The following is a 16147-nucleotide window of genomic DNA, read 5'->3' as shown; positions in this document are numbered from 1 at the left end:
GGGGCGTCGCCTGCTGCTTCCTGCGGGACTACGGCGGCGCGTTCCGGATGGGCAGTTTCGACTGGGACCTGGTCACCGGCTCGATGACCATGGACGCGGGCGCCCTGCGGGTCTTCGACATGAGCGCCGAGGAGTACGACGGCGACCCCGCCACCCTCTCCGCCCGCGTGATGCCCGACGAGGGCAGGCGCCTCGACACCATGGTCACGCACGCGCTCAAGGACGGCAGCGACCACTACGGGGCGTACTTCCGCGTCCGGCTGCGCGGCGGCTCCGCTCGCTGGACGCACACCGAGGGCCACATCCAGCGCGACGAGACCGGCCGCCCCCGCCGTATCGTCGGCATCGTCCGGGACGCCTCGGAGGAGGTGACCGAGCACGCGGCCCGGCTCGGCCTGGACGAGGGGCGGCGCAAGCGCACCAGCGTCGTGGAGGGCACCACCGCCGCTCTCGCGCACGCCCGGACCGTGCAGGACGTCATCGAACTCCTCAACGACTCGCACGGCCTCGAATACTTCGGCGCCACCAGCCTGGTGGTGGGACTTCTGGAGTCCGGCCGGATCCATCTCGTCGCGGAGGGACCCGAAGGCGCCTTCGTGCCCGGCACGCGCTTCACCCGGGTGGACGAGCCGTACCCGATGGGCGAGGTGATCCGGACGCTGCGACCCCGGTTCATCGACTCCCCGCAGGACTTCGCCGCCTCGTACCCCGTCCTGTGGCCGCACATCAGCGGACTCGGCATCACCTCCGCCGCCTATCTGCCGCTCATCGCCCAGGCGCGGCCGATCGGCGCGCTCGGACTGCTCTACAGCGACAAGACCGGCTTCAGCGCCGACGAGCGCAACCTGCTCGTGGCGCTCGGCAGCAGCATCGCCCAGAGCCTCCAGCGGGCCATGCTCTACGAGCAGGAGCACGACCTGGCCGAAGGGCTCCAGCAGGCGATGCTGCCGCGCCGCATCCCCGACGTGTCCGGCGCCCAGATAGCGGTCCGCTACCGCTCGGCCCGCCTCGGCCGGGACGTCGGCGGCGACTGGTACGACATCATCCCGCTGCCCGGCGGCCGGGTCGGCGCCGTCATCGGGGACGTCCAGGGGCACGACACCCACGCGGCGGCCGTGATGGGCCAGCTGCGGATCGTGCTGCGCGCCTACGCCGCCGAGGGGCACAGCCCGGCGACCGTGATGGCCCGCGCCTCCGTCTTCCTCCATGAACTGGACACCGACCGCTTCGCCACCTGCACCTATGTCGAGGCGGACCTCGCCACCGGCGTCGTCCGCGTCGTTCGGGCCGGGCATGTCGACCCGCTTCTCCAGGACAGCGACGGCAGCTGCCGTCGGCTGCCCGTGGAGGGCGGACTGCCGCTGGGCCTCTCGGCCGAGTTCGGCCGCCTCGACCATCCCGTGACCACCCTGGAGCTGTCCCCGGGGCAGACGCTGCTGCTCTACACCGACGGTCTGGTGGAGAAGCCGGGCGTGGACCTCGACGAGGGCATGCGCTGGCTCTCCTCACTGGTACGGAACGGGCCGCGGGACCTTCAGCAGCTGGCCGACCACCTCTGCGAGGTCGTGGACGACCGGGGCGGCGAGGACGACGTGGCGATCCTGCTGCTGCGCCGTCAGGGGGCGTACTTCCCCCAGTCCGGCGGCCGGCTCCAGCAGCACGTGGCGCAGAGCGACCCGGAGGCGCTGAGCTCCGCCCGCCACATGATCCGGGCGGCGGTACGGGCCTGGGGCGCCGGAGAGCGCTCGGACGAGATCGAGCTGGTCGCCGACGAACTGATCACCAACGCGCTGATGCACACCGACGGCGGGGCGATCGTCACCCTGCGGATGCTCTCGGGGCCCGAGCGGCGGCTGCGGGTGGAGGTCGAGGACCGCTCCAGCGCGCTGCCGCGCCGCAGGGAGGCGGGGGAGGCCGGTGTCTCGGGCCGAGGGCTGCTGCTCGTGGACCGGATCTCGGACGTGTGGGGCGTCGAATCGCGCGGCAGCGGCAAGTGCGTCTGGTGCGAGTTCATTGTTAACCCTGTGTACACAGATCGTACTTGACCGTAACAGATTGTACGCGATTGACTTCGGTCTCTGCCGCCCTCCGAGGACATGAGGAACTCTTGAGCAGTGAGCTGCTGGCCCCTCTCGATCTGGCCTTCTGGCACCTCGAATCCCCCGCCCACCCGCTGCATCTCGGTGCCCTCGCCCACTTCGGCCCCCTGCCCGGCGACGGGGACTCCGCCACCGTCCTCGATCTGCTCGCGCGTCGGGCCGCCGCCATCCCCCGGCTGCGCATGCGCGTCCGCGACGTCCTGCTGCCCGTCGGCGGAGCCGCCTGGACCACGGACCAGCGGTTCGACGTACGACGGCACGTACGGGAGATCGGACTGCCCGGCGCCGACTTCGCCGCCGAGGCCGCCCGGCTCGCGGGCGAGCTGATGGAACGGCCGGTCGAACGGGGACTTCCGCCCTGGGAGATGTACCTCCTCACCGGCGCCCCCGACGGCTCCTTCGCCGTGCTCGTCAAACTCCACCACGCCCTCGCCGACGGCATGCGGGCCGTCGCCATCGGCGCCGGAATCTTCGACGAGATCGCCGCCGCCCGCAGGCCGCGCGGGAGCCGCGCCCGCGCCGTCCCCCCGCGCTCCTGGCTCCCCGGCCCCGGCCGGATCATGGGCCTTGCCCGGGGCCGTATCGAGGACCTCGGCCGGGCCGTCGAGGTGGGCGCTTCGGTGCTCGGCGCCTCCGTCGCCCGCGCCGGCCTGCTCGACGGCGGCGTCCCCTCCGCCCTCGCCGCCCACTCCAGCGGGACGCGCCGCGTCGCGACCGCCGTACTGGACCTCGAGCGCGTCCACCGGGTGCGCCGCCTCTCGGGCGGCACCGCCAACGACGTCCTCCTCGCCGTCGTCGCCGGAGCCCTGCGCCGATGGCTCGACGGACGCGGCGAAGCGCTCCCCGGCGCCGATCCCCGCGCCCTCGTCCCCGTCTCCCGCCGACGGCCCGGCGCACCCGCCGGAACCGGCAACAGCCTCTCCGCCTATCTGCTCACCCTGCCCGTCACCGAACCCGACCCCACGACCCGGCTGACCGCCGTCCGGCGGGCCATGGACCGCAACAAGGCCGACGGACCGCTCAGGGGCGCCGGAGCCGTCGCCGTACTCGCCGACCACCTGCCCTCGCTCGCCCACCGCTTCGGCGCGCCGCTGGCCTCCGGAGCCGCGCGGCTCCTCTTCGACCTCCTGGTCACCAACGTTCCGCTGCCCCGCTCGGCCCTCTCCCTCGGCGGCGCCCCGCTGCGCGCCCTCTTCCCGATGGCCCCGCTCGCCCGCGGCCAGTCCCTGGCCGTCGCCATGTCCCCGTACGGCGGCCGCGTCCACATCGGCCTGGTCGCCGACGGCAAGGCCGTCCCCGACCTCGACGTGCTGGCCGCCGCGCTCACCGAGGAACTGGACCTGCTCGAACGCCTCGACCCCTTCGACGGGGGCCGCTGAAGAGGTCGCCGCGCACGGCCGCTGAAGGGACCGCCGGCGGGGGCGCTGAGCGCGCGGCGCGACGGCGGTCCTGGCAGGGTGGAGCCATGCCCGAACTGCCCGAGGTCGAAGCGCTGCGAGAGTTCCTCGACGAGCATCTCGTGGGCAAGGAGATCGCCCGCGTCCTGCCCGTCGCGATCAGCGTGCTCAAGACGTACGACCCACCTCTGGGCGCCCTCGAGGGCGCCCAGGTCGTCGGCGTCGCCCGGCACGGCAAGTTCCTCGACATCGAGAGCGCGGGCACGACCGGCGAACTGCTCCACCTCCTGATCCATCTGGCCCGCGCCGGGTGGCTCCAGTGGAAGGACCCCCTGCCCTCAGGGCCGCCGCGCCCCGGAAAGGGACCGCTCGCCCTGCGGACCGCGCTCACCGAGGGCGACGGCTTCGACCTCACCGAGGCGGGCACCACCAAACGACTCGCCGTCCACCTCGTCCGCGACCCGCGGGACGTGCCCGGCGTCGCCCGCCTCGGCCCCGATCCCCTCGCCGACGACTTCGACCTCGCCGCCTTCACCGCCCTGCTCGCCTCGGAACGGCGTCAGATCAAGGGCGCCCTGCGGGACCAGAGCCTGATCGCGGGCATCGGCAACGCGTACAGCGACGAGATCCTCCACGTGGCGAAGATGTCCCCCTTCAAACCCACCCAGAACCTCACCGAGGAGGAGACCGCCGGCCTGTACGAGGCGATGCGCACCACCCTGCGCGAGGCCGTCGAGCGCTCCCACGGACTGGCCGCCGGCAGGCTCAAGGCCGAGAAGAAGAGCGGCCTGCGCGTCCACGGCCGGACCGGCGAACCCTGCCCGGTCTGCGGGGACACCATCCGCGAGGTGTCGTACCGGGACTCCTCCCTGCAGTACTGCCCCACCTGCCAGACCGGCGGCAGACCGCTCGCCGACCGACGCCTCTCCAAGCTCCTGAAGTAGCGCCGCCGCCCCTCTCGTAGACTCCGCCGCATGGTGCGCGTACTGGCCGTCGACGACGAAGAACCCGCCCTCGGCGAACTGCTGTACCTCCTGCGAGCCGATCCGCGGGTCCGCAGCGCCGAGGGCGCCACCGACGCGACCGAGGCGCTGCGCAGGATCGGACGGGCCCTCGACGCCGGACCCGACGGCGACGACGCCATCGACGTCGTCTTCCTCGACATCCACATGGCCGGCCTCACCGGCCTCGACCTCGCCCGGCTGCTCGCCGGCTTCGCCCGGCCGCCACTGATCGTCTTCGTCACCGCGCACGAGGGCTTCGCCGTCCAGGCCTTCGACCTCAAGGCCGTGGACTACGTCCTGAAGCCGGTGCGCCGTGAGCGGCTCGCCGAGGCCGTCCGCCGCGTCCGCGAGCTGGTCCACGCCTCCGCCGCGCCCACGGCCCCGCTCACGGCGCCCGAGCAGATACCCGTCGAACTCGGTGGGGTGACCCGCTTCGTGGCCGTCGACGACATCGCCTACGTCGAGGCCCAGGGCGACTACGCCCGTCTGCACACCGACGAGGGCAGCCACCTCGTCCGCATCCCGCTCTCCACGCTGGAGGAGCGGTGGGCCGACCGCGGCTTCGTCCGCATCCACCGCAGCCACCTCGTCGCACTCGGCCGCATCGACGAACTGCGGCTCGACGGCGGCGCCACCTCCGTCCGGGTCGGCAGTACCGAACTGGCGGTCAGCCGCCGCCACGCCCGCCAGCTGAGAGACCTGCTCATGCGCCGCGCGGGCGGCTGACCGGCGCCGGGAGCGGCGGACCGCCTCCCGTACGACCGGGGCACCGCGCCCCTACCCCAGGTCAGCGCCGCTGCGTAGACTCCGTGGCCTCCCCAGCCCCCTGCGAGGTCGACAGATGACGGAGCGGACACCGACGTCCGAGCAGCCACCGCCGCGCCGGCCGCGGCGCGAGACCGTCACGCGCGCCTCCGCCCTCCGCGACGCCGGCGGCCCGCCGCCACGCATCCCCGGCGCACGTCCGCCCGGCCCTCCACCGGCCCGCTCCGAGATCAGCGAACAGACCACCCTCGGCCACACCTACGTGCGCTCCCTCATGCGCAGCCAGCTGAAGGCCGCCCTCACCGCGCTCGCCGCCCTCGCGCTCCTCGTCGGCCCGCTGCCGCTGCTCCTCGCGCTGCCCGCCCCCGAGGCCGTCGTCTGGGCCACCCTCGGTGTCGGCGTGTATCCCGTCATCTGGGCCGTCGCCCGCTGGTACGTACGCCGCGCCGAACGCAACGAACGCGACTTCACCGGCCTCGTCGAGGGCCGCTGAGCGCGGGAGCCGGACGTGAACCACACCTACGCGGTGACCGCCGTCACCGCCGTCGTCCTGGCGACCGTGCTCATCGGCGCCCTCGGTCTGCGCATATCCCGCACCACCTCCGACTTCTACGTCGCCTCCCGCACCGTCCGGCCCGGCCTCAACGCCGCCGCCATCAGCGGCGAGTACCTCTCCGCCGCCTCCTTCCTCGGCATCGCCGGACTCGTCCTCGTCCAGGGCCCCGACATGCTCTGGTACCCCGTCGGCTACACCGCCGGGTATCTGGTCCTGCTCGTCCTCGTCGCCGCCCCGCTGCGCCGCTCGGGGGCGTACACCCTCTCCGACTTCGCCGAGGCCCGGCTCGAGTCCCCGCCCGCCCGCCGGCTCGCCAGCCTCCTCGTCGTCGGCATCGGCTGGCTCTACCTCCTGCCGCAGCTCCAGGGCGCCGGGCTCACCCTGGAGATCCTCACCGGCGCCCCCGACTGGGTCGGCGGCCTGCTCGTCGCCCTCGTCGTCACCGGGATCGTCGCCGCGGGCGGCATGCGCAGCATCACCTTCGTCCAGGCCTTCCAGTACTGGCTCAAGCTCACGGCCCTGCTCGTGCCCGCCCTCTTCCTGGCCGCGGCCTGGTACGGCGACGACGCGCCCCGCGTCCGCTTCGACGCCCCGGCGGTCTTCCGCGAGCACACCGTCGTCCGCGTCGCCGACACCGTACGGATCGAGGTCGACGCCCCCCTCACACTCACCGTGACCGGACGCGTCGACTCGACCACGTACGAGCGACGGACCGTCACCCTCGGCGAGGGCGCCCACCGTGTCGAGGGCGGCACCGAACTCACCTTCCCCGAAGGCGCGCCCGTCCCCGCGCGCGCCTCCACCGGGGCCGACCCCCTCGGCTGGTCCCAGCCCCTGGCCGGCGGGCGCGACGGCCACCAGCTGTACGCCACGTACGGGCTGATCCTCGCCACCTTCCTCGGCACCATGGGGCTGCCGCATGTCGCCGTCCGCTTCTACACCAGCCCGCACGGCCGCGCCGCCCGCCGTACGACGCTGGTCGTCCTCGGCCTCGTCGGCGTGTTCTATCTGCTGCCTCCGGTGTACGGAGCCCTCGGCCGGATCTACGCGCCCGAACTGGCGCTCACCGGGGCCGCCGACGCCGCCGTGCTCGTCCTGCCGGACCGGATGCTCGGCGGAGTGCTCGGCGACCTCCTGGGCGCGCTCCTCGCCGGCGGGGCCTTCGCCGCGTTCCTCTCCACCGCCTCGGGACTCACGATGTCGGTCGCCGGTGTCCTCACCCAGGACGTCCTCCCCTCCCGTGGCGTGCGGCACTTCCGGCTCGCGACCCTGCTCGCCACCGCCGTACCGCTGACCGCGGGGATCCTCGCCTCGAAGGTCCCGGTCGCGGACGCCGTCGGCCTCGCCTTCGCCGTCTCCGCCTCGTCCTTCTGCCCGTTGCTCGTCCTCGGCATCTGGTGGCGCCGGCTCACCCCGCCCGGCGCCATGGCCGGACTGCTGCTCGGCGGCGGCTCCGCGCTGGCGGCGGTGATGGCGACCCGGGCTGGACTGCCGGACCAGGGCTGGCCGCACACCCTGATGGCCTGGCCGGCGGTCTGGTCGGTGCCGCTGGGCTTCCTCACGATGATCCTGGTGTCCCTGGCCACCCCTCGCCACATCCCGGCCGGCACCCCGGCCCTGCTCGCCCGGCTGCACCTGCCGGAGGAGATCGGGGGCCGGACCGCGGCCCCGCGGGAAGGAGCGGAACGATGACCGGGATCGCCCTCGCGGCGGCGGCCGCGGTGGGGGCCGTCCTGCTGGTCGCCGGCTTCGTCCTCGGCCGGCTCACCGCCCGCCGCGGCGCCGCCGACCTCGACCTCGGCACCCCCGTCGAACGGGCCACCTTCCACACCCTGCACGCCGCCTCCCTCGCCGCGCCGCCCCTGCGCGGCGGGCTCACCGAGGACACCGCCCGCAAGGCCGTCCGGCGGCTGCGCCCGCTGCTCGGGACGGAGGCGCTCTGCCTCACCGACCGGTCCGCCGTCCTGGCCTGGGACGGGCCGGGCGAGGGGCACCACCGCGAGCACGTCATGAACCAGGTCGCCGCGATCCTCGACTCCGGCCGCAGCAGGGCGGAGCACACGGTCTGCGCCGATGACGCCTGCCCGCTGCGGTGGGCGGTGATCGCCCCGCTCACCGGTGAGGACGGGGTACTCGGCGCCCTCGTCGCCTACGGCTCGCGGGAGTCCGCCGTGCTCGTGCGGGCCGCGACCGAGGTCGCCCGCTGGGTCTCCGTCCAGCTGGAACTGGCCGAGCTGGACCGCTCACGGACCAGGATCGTGGAGGCGGAGATCCGGGCCCTGCGCGCCCAGATATCACCGCACTTCATCTTCAACTCCCTGGCCGCCATCGCCTCGTTCGTCCGCACCGACCCCGAACGCGCCCGGGAGCTGCTGCTCGAGTTCGCGGACTTCACCCGCTACTCCTTCCGCCGACACGGCGAGTTCGCCCAGCTCGCCGACGAACTGCGCTCCATCGAGCAGTACCTGGCGCTCGCCGGGGCCCGCTTCGGTGACCGCCTGAAGGTCACGCTGCAGATCGCGCCCGAGGTGCTGCCGGTCACCCTGCCCTTCCTCTGTCTCCAGCCGCTGGTGGAGAACGCCGTCAAGCACGGCCTGGAGGACAGCGTGAACGTCTGCCGGGTCACGATCTCCGCCCGGGACGCGGGCGCGGAGGCCGTGGTCGTGATCGAGGACGACGGCGTGGGCATGGACCCGGCCGTGCTGCGCGCGATCCTGCTGGGGGAGCGGCCCACCGGCTCCGGGATCGGCCTCTCCAACGTCGACGAGCGGCTGCGCCAGGTGTACGGGGCGGAGCACGGCCTCGTCATCGAGACCGGGGTCGACGCGGGGATGAAGGTGACGGTACGGATCCCCAAGTACCGCTCAGGAGTGCACCGTACGACCCCTCAGCCACCCGCGCCGTAGAGGTGCAGGGCCAGATGGCCGAGAGGAAGCCCCAGCTTCCACGCGGGCAGCCACACTTGCTCCGACTCGTCCACGGGAGACGCCGCCCCGGTCGACGGCAGCCCGCACAGATCCGCCGCGCGCACCTGTGTCGCCTCCAGCAGCCGCCAGGTCTCGCGCGCCATGGCGAGGTCGGGGCTCTCCCGGTCCGCGCGCTCCCGGGCGGCGAGCCGCTCGCGGACCCACTTGGGCCAGGGGTGGTCGTAGGCGGTGCGGGACATCCACTCCTCGATGAGGCCCGCGGTCCACGCCCCGGAGGAGGTGTCCGCGTCGGCGCAGAGGTGGATGGTGAGGGCCAGCGTCTGCCGGCCGGCCCGGAACTCCAGCGTGCCGGGCGCGACCAGGCATCCCGCACGCAGCAGATCGTCCGCGGTGAACTCGGCGCGCAGCCAGTCCATCGGGACCGCGAGCCCGCCTCCGCTGGTGCCGTTCGTACTCTCGGGCAGCAACGCTCCCACCTTCTCCCGGACATGTCGGTCGACGAACCCCGACCACGAGCCTCCACCGAGGAAGACGGATGCGGGGCCCTCTTTGCTCAACTCGCCCGTGTGGTTTCGGATACGTTCCCCCGCCGGAAAGGTGCCGGTGGGAAAGGCGAGAGCACGAGAGGCGCCCGGGGTCGGCGGGGCGGATGGGACGGCCGGATCCGGGGGTCTCAGCCGAGGAGCGCGTACACCGCCGTGGCGTGGGCCGCCGTCTCGTCCGAGCCCTCGGCCGTCATCGTGATGTCGGCGAAGGCCATCCGCTTGCCCGCCTTGGTCAGCCGGGCCCGCACGAGAACGTCCGCGGCGAGCACCGCCCGCTGGAAGCTGATGGACTGCTGCACCGTCGTCATCGGCACGAAGCCGCCGCGGGCGGCGGCGACCGCGATCACGGTCGCCGTGTCGGCGGCGGCCATCAGCGCCTGACCCGACAGGCCCCCGCCCTCCCGGGCGAGCCGGTTGGACCAGGGGAGGCGCAGGACCGCCTCCTGCCCGTCGATCGAGACCACCGACAGCCCCAGATCGAGCACCCAGGGGGCGAAGTTGTCGGCGAGTACCTTTTCCGCGGCGGCGAGAGTCAGCGTCACGCGGTCATTGTGCGGCCGTGGGCGGCCGGCGGGCAACGGCGCGGCGGCCCGGCCGGTAGCCGGGCAGGCGGTGCCCGAGCTGCCGCAGCGCGTAGTGGGACCGGGACTTCACGGTCCCGGCCGGGATGCCGAGGTCGGCGGCCGCCTCGTTGACGGTCAGGCCGTGGAAGTAGAGCCGGACCAGGACCGCCCGGTGCTCCGGGCTCAGGCACCGTACGGCCGCCCGCACGTCCACCGCCGCGACCGCGGACTCCGTGGCGTCGGCCGGGTCGGGGGTGGCGGCGAGCATCCCGTCACCGATCTCGGCGGGGCGCGCGAGCCGGGAGCGCCGGGCGTCGATGGCCAGGCGCCGGGCCACCGTGAACAGCCAGGGCCGCATCGACTCGTAGGGGCCGTCGAACGCCTCCGGGTGGAGCCAGGCGCGGACCAGGGTCTCCTGCACCAGATCCTCCGCGCGCTGGCGGTCGCCGTAGGTCAGGCCGAGCAGGAAGCCGAACAGTGCCTGACCGTGGTCACGCTGCAGCTCCGCGAGGGCCCGCTCGTCCGTCGTCGCCGTCGTCGTGGCCGTTGCCATGCTCCACACCTCTCCTGTCGGCTCCTCGTCCCGGGGCGTATACGAGCGCATGGCGGCGGCCAGGGACAGGGAGCGGGCAGCTGTCTGCGACGAGCGGTCGCAACGAGCGGCGAATGGTGCGGCGAGCGGTCAGCCGGAGGGTATTCGTCCGTTTCGGCAGGTTTTGCAGAACACTGCGGCTTTGACTCTTGACTGTGGCTTATATGACCTGTGGATTCATCTGGACATATGTTCATCCGACGAATCAGGCGGAGCCGGTCATGACCCAGCGAAAGAGACAGGGGGCGGTGGCCCTCGCCGCCGTCCTGCTGACGGCGGCGACCGGTTGCGCCGGCGGCGCCCGCACGTCCGCGGGCGATTCCGAGCGACAGGGGCCGGCGAGCCCCGCCGCCCCCTCGGCCGTCGGTGGCGCGGCCTCCGCGCGGACCGGCTTCACCCTCGTCGCCTCCGGCGACGTCCTGCCGCACGCCTCGATCATCCGCCAGGCGGCCGCGGACGCGAACGGCCAGGGGTACGACTTCCGCCCGATGCTGTCCGGCGTGAAGAGCGTGGTCTCCGCGGCCGATCTGGCGATCTGCCACATGGAGACCGTGTACGGGCAGGAGGGCGGGCCCTACACCGGCTACCCCGCCTTCAAGTCCCCGCCCGAGATCGCCCCCGCCCTCAAGGAGACCGGCTACGACTCCTGTTCCACCGCCTCCAACCACACCCTGGACGACGGTGCCGCCGGCCTCGGCCGCACCCTCGACGCCCTCGACAAGGCGGGCGTCCGGCACGCCGGTTCGGCGCGCACCGCCGAGGAGGCGGCCCGCCCCACCCTGCTGAAGGCGGGAGACGCGACCGTCGCCCAGCTCGCGTACACCTACGACACCAACGGCTTCCCGTTGCCCGAGGGGCAGCCCTGGGCGGTCAACCTCATCGACGAGCAGAAGATCATCGCCGACGCGCGGGCCGCCCGCGCGGCCGGCGCCGATGTCGTCGTGGTCAGCATCCACTGGGGAACCGAGTGGCAGACGGCCCCCGACACGCGCCAGCTCACCCTCGGCAGGTCCCTCACCGCCTCGCGGACCGGCGGCCGGCCGGACATCGACCTGATCCTCGGCACCCACGCCCATGTCCCGCAGGCGTACGAGAAGGTCAACGGCACCTGGGTCGTCTACGGCATGGGCGACCAGATCGCCGGTGACATGATCAACCACCAGGGCGCCCACGATCCGCGGGGCAACCAGGGCACCCTCGGCCGCTTCACCTTCGTGCCTCCCAGGGAGCCCGGCGCACGCTGGGAGGTCGCCAAGGCCGAGTTCCTTCCGCAGTGGTTCGACACCGGCCGGGGGCGGGTGATCGACGTCAACGCCGCCATCAGGAAGGGCGAACCCCTCACCGCCGTACGCGACACCATCCACGACGTCGTCCTCTCCAGGGGGGCCGCGAACGACGGTCTGGTGATGGGCGAGTAGGCCGCCCATCGGCTCAACGGGTGTTTTCGGGCGAACGGCCGGTGTGGATGAGGCGCACCGGCCTTCGTCCATGCGAGCCATTAGTCATGAAAAAGGATCAGATGCCCACGGGGCGTCGGACGGTGCTGCGCATCGCCGCCGCCCTCGGGGCCACAGCCACGGTCGGAGCCCTCACGGCGGACCGTTTCGGCACGGCGCCGAGCGCGCCACCGAACGCCCTGCCGGGCACCCCCCGGGGCACCACCCCCGGGGGTGCGCCCGCGGCGGGCCCCCCGGCCGGCAGCCGGCTCAGGCCCTCCGCGTACCGGCTCCAGCCGATGACGGCCGACGCGCCCCCGGCCTTCCGCCAGGCGGTCCCGCCGATCCGGCAGCGGCCCTTCCTGCGGATGTCCGGGGTCGGCCGCTCGATGGTGCTCACCTTCGACGACGGGCCGGACCCCCGGTACACCCCGGACATCCTCGCGGTCCTGCGCCGCTACGGCTGCCGGGCGATGTTCTTCGTCTGCGGCGAGATGGCCGTCGAGAACCAGGACCTGGTGCGGGAGATGGCCGCGGACGGGCACGTGGTCGGGAACCACTCATGGTCCCATCCGCTCATGCCCAAGCTCCGTCCCTCCCGGATCCGGGACGAGTTGGGCTCCACCAGTGACCTCGTCGAGAAGGTCCTCGGCTCGGCCCCGCTGTGGTACCGCGCACCGTTCGGCGCCTGGAACCGGCACTCCTTCGAGATCGGCGCCGAACTGGGCATGGAGCCGCTCGCCTGGACCGTCGACACCCTCGACTGGAAGGAGCCCGGCGCCGACAGCATCGTCCGCCGCGTGCTGGACGGAGCCGCTCCCGGTGTCGTCGTGCTCTCGCACGACGCGGGAGGCAACCGCTCGCAGAGCGTGGCGGCCCTCAGGCGCTATCTGCCCGAACTCCTCGACGCGGGCTACAGCATCACCGTCCCGCGCCGCTGAGCCGCACCGCACGCGCGGAGGAGGCCCCCGGACTCCGGGGGCCTCCTCCACGCGTCCTCGGGCGGCGTGCCGCGGGAGGTCAGCGCGAGCCGACCATGCGGGCGTAGACGACGACATTGCCGTCGTACCCGGTGGCCCGTGAGTATCCGCCGCCGCAGGTGATGACCCGGAGCTCGGGCTGCCCGGTGTCGCCGTAGACCTGGACGCCGGGGAAGTTGTTCTTGGCGTACACCTCGACGCCGTAGATCTCGAAGACGGCGACCCGGCCGTCGTACCGCTCCACCTCGATGTGCTGGCCCTTGTCCAGCGAGCCGAGGCCGTAGAAGACCGCCGGGCCCGACGCGTTGTCGACATGACCGACGAGGACGGCCGTGCCGCGCTGGCCGGGCGCGATGCCGTTCTGGTACCAGCCGGCCAGGTTGGGGTCCTCCGGCGGCGGCGCCGCGATCCAGCCGTTCTCGTCCAGGCCCACGTCCATGACGGGCGCCGCGACCCTGATCGAAGGGATCCTCACCCGGGAGGCGGGAGCGTGCGGCAACGGTTCCAGGCCGGGGTCGGCGGCGGGGGGAGTGCCGACCGGGCGGGTGTCGGGACGGGCCGCCGCCGCCGGCTGCGGCGGGCCGTGTTCGACGTCGACTCCGTTGCGCATCATCGCCAGGCCGGACAGCATGACAAGGGCGAGCACGCCCCACGGACGGCGTCTCCTCGGCTCAAGGACGCTGAAGTCCTTGGGGCTCATGGTTCTCCCTTCGTGGCGTGTCAGAACGGTAAGGGCGACCGGGCGAACCGGCGATCAGGGCAGGGCGAACGGGTGGCGGGCGGCCGGCGGGCGGCCGGTGGGCGGGCGGGGAGCGCCCGGGCCCTTCGTACCCGACAGGCGGCCGGGTGACGGGGACGATCGGCCATCCGAGTATTCGTCAGATAACCATCCTGACGGTCTGTGACCTGCGACTCCGTCAGACGGCACGCCGTCCGCCCGGCGTGTCGCCTCACCGGGGTGGACCAGTGCCGAGATGCGGTGATCGTCAGCATTGGTGATGGTTCGTCATGGAAGCCGTACTCGTCGAATTTCCCGGGGCACCGCTTCGGGGCGTCTTCCACTGGAGGTTCAACCATGCGTGCTGCACGCACTCTGGCGGTGGCCGCCACCGCGATCGCGGCGGTCGGGCTGTCGGCCCCCCTCGCTGCCGCCACCACCGGTCCCAGCAGCGTCACCGTCGGCTCCTCCGAGGTCCAGAGGGGAGGCGACGGCTCCCACAACGTCACCGTCACCCCCTCCGCGGTCCACCAGGGGTCGACCCTCACCATCACCGTCAAGGGCTGCACCGGGGGCACCGTCACCTCCGCCGCCTTCCCGACGGTCAACCTCTCCGCGCCCTTCGGCGGGGTCTCCAGCGCTGTCGCCCGCATCCACAACAACGCCACGCTCGGCGAGCACACGCTGACCGTCCACTGCACCAGCCCCAACCGGACGTTCACCCAGCGGTTCCGTGTGCTGGCCGGCCCGCCCGCTGGGGGCGGCATCGGCGGCTCGCTCGCCCCCAGCTCCACGGAGATGGCGATCGGCGGTTCGCTCGTCGCGGCGGCCGCGCTGGGCGGTGGTCTCTTCATCGCCCGCCGGCGCCGCATGGGTGGCGCGAGCGCCTGACCGGTCGAACCTCCCCGGCCGGCCGTCCCGCACCTCCCGAACCCGACAAGCCCGTCGCCCCCGAATCCTGCGGATCAGGACTCGGGGGCGACGGGCTTGTCGTGTGGGGGCGGGGCGGACACCGTCCCCACCCCGTCAGTGACGACGGCCCCGGTCGAGGTTCGACCGGCGGCGTACGACGAAGACGGTTCCGGCGGCCGCTGCGACGACCAGGCCCGCGCCGGCCGCCAGCGTCCCGGTGTCGATCCCGCCGACCGAACCGCCGACCCCGCCCCGCACACCGCGCGGGGTGGTGAGGACCGTGGAGCTGATCGTCGGGCTCGCGGTGGTGCCGCTGATGGTCAGGTTGACGGTGTCCGTGATGCCGCCGGTGCAGTTGAACGTGATCGTGTAGACGGCACCCCGCTTGGCGTCCATGTCCACCAGGGCGGTGGCCGAGGATCCGGGGGCGATGGTCACCGTGTCGAAGATGCCCGACGAGGCGATCGCCGTACTGGAGCAACCGGGAGCGCTGAGCGTCACCCGGCCGCCCGGCGCGACCAGCGAGGGCGAGACGACGAAGTCGCCCGGGGCCTTCGCCCGTGGCGCCTGCCGGTTCGGTGCGGGTGCGCCGTCCGCCGCGGCGGCGACGGGAGCGGCCAGGGCGAGGACAGCCGCCCCCAGCACGGCGGTGGACGCGATGCGTATCGCGCGCATGGTGAATCCTCCGGGTCCCCGAGGAGCAGCTGCGGAAGCGGTTTCCACAATGGGCCAGACATGCACCTCGATGCCCGAAACGCTAGAAGCGCACTATCACAGCCGCGATTCCAGACGGGCGAATGGGGCACGCGTGTCCCCCGTGCGGCCCAGTCCGCGTGTCGCCCCGGCCCGGTCCGGAAGGCCCCCGCTCCCGCGTCGCTAGCTCATGACGTGCGGGAACAGGTCGGTGAACGGCGTGGCCGTCGCCGAGATCCCGCGCCCGAAGGGCGCGTCGAAGTCCCAGATCAGGAAGAGCAGGAAGGCGATGAGCACACTGAACAGCCCCGCGAGGAGCAGTTCCCGGCCGGTACGCCGGATCTGCAGGGTGAAGATCAGGCCGACCGTCACCAGCGCCCCGACGATCAGGCCGAACCACACCACCCCCGGCATGGTCGCCCCCGCGTTCTGCCCCCGGGCGCCCCGCGCGTCGTCCACCACCGCCACCTGGTCCACCAGCGGCTGGTACGCCTGGCCCTCGTGGTCGTCGGCCGGCCGGTAGTCGGTCACGCTCCGGCGCACCTGCTCCAGGAGCCGCGTTCCCTTCTCGCTGAGCTCGCCGTGTTCGGACATGTGGCCCCACTCCTCGTCGACCACGAACGAGACGTACGCGTCCACGTCGGCGCGGATCCGGGCCCGGACGTCGGCCGGGTACACCTCCACCCGCGCCGAGATCTCGTGCAGCGCCTGGGCCTCCTGACGCACGGTCTCCTGGGCCGCTCCGCGCGCCTCCCACACACCGGCGATCGCGAGGCCGAGCACGATCGCGTAGATCACGCCGATCATCATGGTCATGTACTCCATGACGTCGGGCGTCTCGCTCGGATCGTCGTCGTCGGGAACCCTGCGGTTGTTGATGACGACGATGGTGAGGACGACGGCGCAGGCGGCGGCCATCGCGATGGTCAGGACAAGCCATTCGGACATGTGAATCCTCTG

At 73.1% G+C, this 16147-nt stretch carries 16 protein-coding genes; 10 read left to right on the top strand and 6 right to left on the bottom strand.

Annotation, left to right across the window (positions count from 1 at the left end):
* Positions 1 to 47: 47 nt before the first annotated feature.
* From ACZ4VW_RS30985 to ACZ4VW_RS30955, 7 genes are all read left to right on the top strand, one after another.
* Positions 48 to 2045 (top strand): SpoIIE family protein phosphatase, encoded by a 1998-nt coding sequence (locus tag ACZ4VW_RS30985; protein ID WP_467968218.1) that lies wholly within the window; start codon positions 48 to 50, stop codon positions 2043 to 2045.
* Positions 2046 to 2107: 62 nt separating this feature from the next.
* Positions 2108 to 3478, top strand: a complete 1371-nt coding sequence (locus ACZ4VW_RS30980) for a wax ester/triacylglycerol synthase family O-acyltransferase (protein ID WP_467968188.1) — start codon at positions 2108 to 2110, stop codon at positions 3476 to 3478.
* Positions 3479 to 3564: 86 nt separating this feature from the next.
* Positions 3565 to 4440 (top strand): Fpg/Nei family DNA glycosylase, encoded by an 876-nt coding sequence (locus ACZ4VW_RS30975; protein ID WP_467968187.1) that lies wholly within the window; start codon positions 3565 to 3567, stop codon positions 4438 to 4440.
* A gap of 30 nt (positions 4441 to 4470) precedes the next feature.
* Positions 4471 to 5226: a LytR/AlgR family response regulator transcription factor gene (locus ACZ4VW_RS30970; RefSeq protein ID WP_467968185.1), complete on the top strand. Its 756-nt coding sequence runs from the start codon at positions 4471 to 4473 to the stop codon at positions 5224 to 5226.
* 115 nt (positions 5227 to 5341) lie between these two features.
* Entirely contained in the window at positions 5342 to 5758 is a 417-nt protein-coding gene (locus ACZ4VW_RS30965; protein WP_467968183.1) for a hypothetical protein, read from the top strand.
* Between the two features lie 15 nt (positions 5759 to 5773).
* Positions 5774 to 7513, top strand: a complete 1740-nt coding sequence (locus ACZ4VW_RS30960) for a sodium/solute symporter (protein WP_467968181.1) — start codon at positions 5774 to 5776, stop codon at positions 7511 to 7513.
* On the top strand, positions 7510 to 8727 hold the full coding sequence (locus ACZ4VW_RS30955) for a sensor histidine kinase (RefSeq protein ID WP_467968180.1): 1218 nt from the start codon (positions 7510 to 7512) through the stop codon (positions 8725 to 8727). Before ACZ4VW_RS30960 ends, ACZ4VW_RS30955 begins: the two co-directional genes overlap by 4 nt.
* Here the strand turns inward: ACZ4VW_RS30955 and ACZ4VW_RS30950 are convergent.
* The 3 genes from ACZ4VW_RS30950 to ACZ4VW_RS30940 form a co-directional block, all read right to left on the bottom strand.
* The gene (locus ACZ4VW_RS30950; RefSeq protein ID WP_467968178.1) at positions 8709 to 9215 is read right to left on the bottom strand and encodes a hypothetical protein; all 507 of its coding nucleotides are present in this window, start codon (positions 9213 to 9215) and stop codon (positions 8709 to 8711) included. The genes ACZ4VW_RS30955 and ACZ4VW_RS30950 overlap by 19 nt on opposite strands.
* A 206-nt stretch (positions 9216 to 9421) precedes the next feature.
* Complete coding sequence (locus ACZ4VW_RS30945) at positions 9422 to 9835, bottom strand: PaaI family thioesterase (RefSeq protein ID WP_467968176.1); 414 nt, start codon at positions 9833 to 9835, stop codon at positions 9422 to 9424.
* 4 nt (positions 9836 to 9839) lie between these two features.
* The gene (locus tag ACZ4VW_RS30940; RefSeq protein ID WP_467968174.1) at positions 9840 to 10409 is read right to left on the bottom strand and encodes a sigma-70 family RNA polymerase sigma factor; all 570 of its coding nucleotides are present in this window, start codon (positions 10407 to 10409) and stop codon (positions 9840 to 9842) included.
* A gap of 260 nt (positions 10410 to 10669) precedes the next feature.
* Here ACZ4VW_RS30940 and ACZ4VW_RS30935 point away from each other — a divergent pair, with 260 nt between their 5' ends.
* Both ACZ4VW_RS30935 and ACZ4VW_RS30930 read left to right on the top strand, forming a co-directional pair.
* A complete protein-coding gene (locus ACZ4VW_RS30935) occupies positions 10670 to 11866 on the top strand; it encodes a CapA family protein (protein ID WP_467968172.1) in 1197 nt (398 codons plus the stop codon).
* An 86-nt stretch (positions 11867 to 11952) separates the two neighbouring features.
* Positions 11953 to 12825, top strand: coding sequence for a polysaccharide deacetylase family protein (locus ACZ4VW_RS30930; RefSeq protein WP_467968170.1), 873 nt, complete (start codon positions 11953 to 11955; stop codon positions 12823 to 12825).
* A gap of 79 nt (positions 12826 to 12904) precedes the next feature.
* Here the strand turns inward: ACZ4VW_RS30930 and ACZ4VW_RS30925 are convergent, their stop codons facing one another.
* The gene (locus tag ACZ4VW_RS30925; protein ID WP_467968168.1) at positions 12905 to 13564 is read right to left on the bottom strand and encodes a class F sortase; all 660 of its coding nucleotides are present in this window, start codon (positions 13562 to 13564) and stop codon (positions 12905 to 12907) included.
* Between the two features lie 375 nt (positions 13565 to 13939).
* On the opposite strand from ACZ4VW_RS30925, the gene ACZ4VW_RS30920 reads away from it, so the two are divergent.
* Positions 13940 to 14473: a hypothetical protein gene (locus ACZ4VW_RS30920; protein ID WP_467968166.1), complete on the top strand. Its 534-nt coding sequence runs from the start codon at positions 13940 to 13942 to the stop codon at positions 14471 to 14473.
* Between the two features lie 135 nt (positions 14474 to 14608).
* Here ACZ4VW_RS30920 and ACZ4VW_RS30915 read toward each other — a convergent pair whose 3' ends face one another.
* Both ACZ4VW_RS30915 and ACZ4VW_RS30910 read right to left on the bottom strand, forming a co-directional pair.
* The gene (locus tag ACZ4VW_RS30915; protein ID WP_467968164.1) at positions 14609 to 15169 is read right to left on the bottom strand and encodes a hypothetical protein; all 561 of its coding nucleotides are present in this window, start codon (positions 15167 to 15169) and stop codon (positions 14609 to 14611) included.
* Positions 15170 to 15370: 201 nt separating this feature from the next.
* Positions 15371 to 16135, bottom strand: coding sequence for a bestrophin-like domain (locus tag ACZ4VW_RS30910; RefSeq protein WP_467968162.1), 765 nt, complete (start codon positions 16133 to 16135; stop codon positions 15371 to 15373).
* Positions 16136 to 16147 lie beyond the last annotated feature (12 nt).

The organism is Streptomyces sp. NPDC029139, assembly GCF_055564335.1.
The sequence above is the reverse complement of the archived record's forward strand: the minus strand, read 5'-3'. Positions and strand labels throughout refer to the sequence as shown.

Coding starts and splice junctions, on each gene's coding strand:
- ACZ4VW_RS30965 (WP_467968183.1), top strand. CDS start 5,342: ATGACGGAGCGGACACCGACGTCCGAGCAGCCACCGCCGCGCCGGCCG.
- ACZ4VW_RS30935 (WP_467968172.1), top strand. CDS start 10,670: ATGACCCAGCGAAAGAGACAGGGGGCGGTGGCCCTCGCCGCCGTCCTG.
- ACZ4VW_RS30955 (WP_467968180.1), top strand. CDS start 7,510: ATGACCGGGATCGCCCTCGCGGCGGCGGCCGCGGTGGGGGCCGTCCTG.
- ACZ4VW_RS30985 (WP_467968218.1), top strand. CDS start 48: ATGGGCAGTTTCGACTGGGACCTGGTCACCGGCTCGATGACCATGGAC.
- ACZ4VW_RS30970 (WP_467968185.1), top strand. CDS start 4,471: ATGGTGCGCGTACTGGCCGTCGACGACGAAGAACCCGCCCTCGGCGAA.
- ACZ4VW_RS30910 (WP_467968162.1), bottom strand. CDS start 16,135: ATGTCCGAATGGCTTGTCCTGACCATCGCGATGGCCGCCGCCTGCGCC.
- ACZ4VW_RS30975 (WP_467968187.1), top strand. CDS start 3,565: ATGCCCGAACTGCCCGAGGTCGAAGCGCTGCGAGAGTTCCTCGACGAG.
- ACZ4VW_RS30940 (WP_467968174.1), bottom strand. CDS start 10,409: ATGGCAACGGCCACGACGACGGCGACGACGGACGAGCGGGCCCTCGCG.
- ACZ4VW_RS30930 (WP_467968170.1), top strand. CDS start 11,953: ATGAAAAAGGATCAGATGCCCACGGGGCGTCGGACGGTGCTGCGCATC.
- ACZ4VW_RS30920 (WP_467968166.1), top strand. CDS start 13,940: ATGCGTGCTGCACGCACTCTGGCGGTGGCCGCCACCGCGATCGCGGCG.
- ACZ4VW_RS30925 (WP_467968168.1), bottom strand. CDS start 13,564: ATGAGCCCCAAGGACTTCAGCGTCCTTGAGCCGAGGAGACGCCGTCCG.
- ACZ4VW_RS30915 (WP_467968164.1), bottom strand. CDS start 15,169: ATGCGCGCGATACGCATCGCGTCCACCGCCGTGCTGGGGGCGGCTGTC.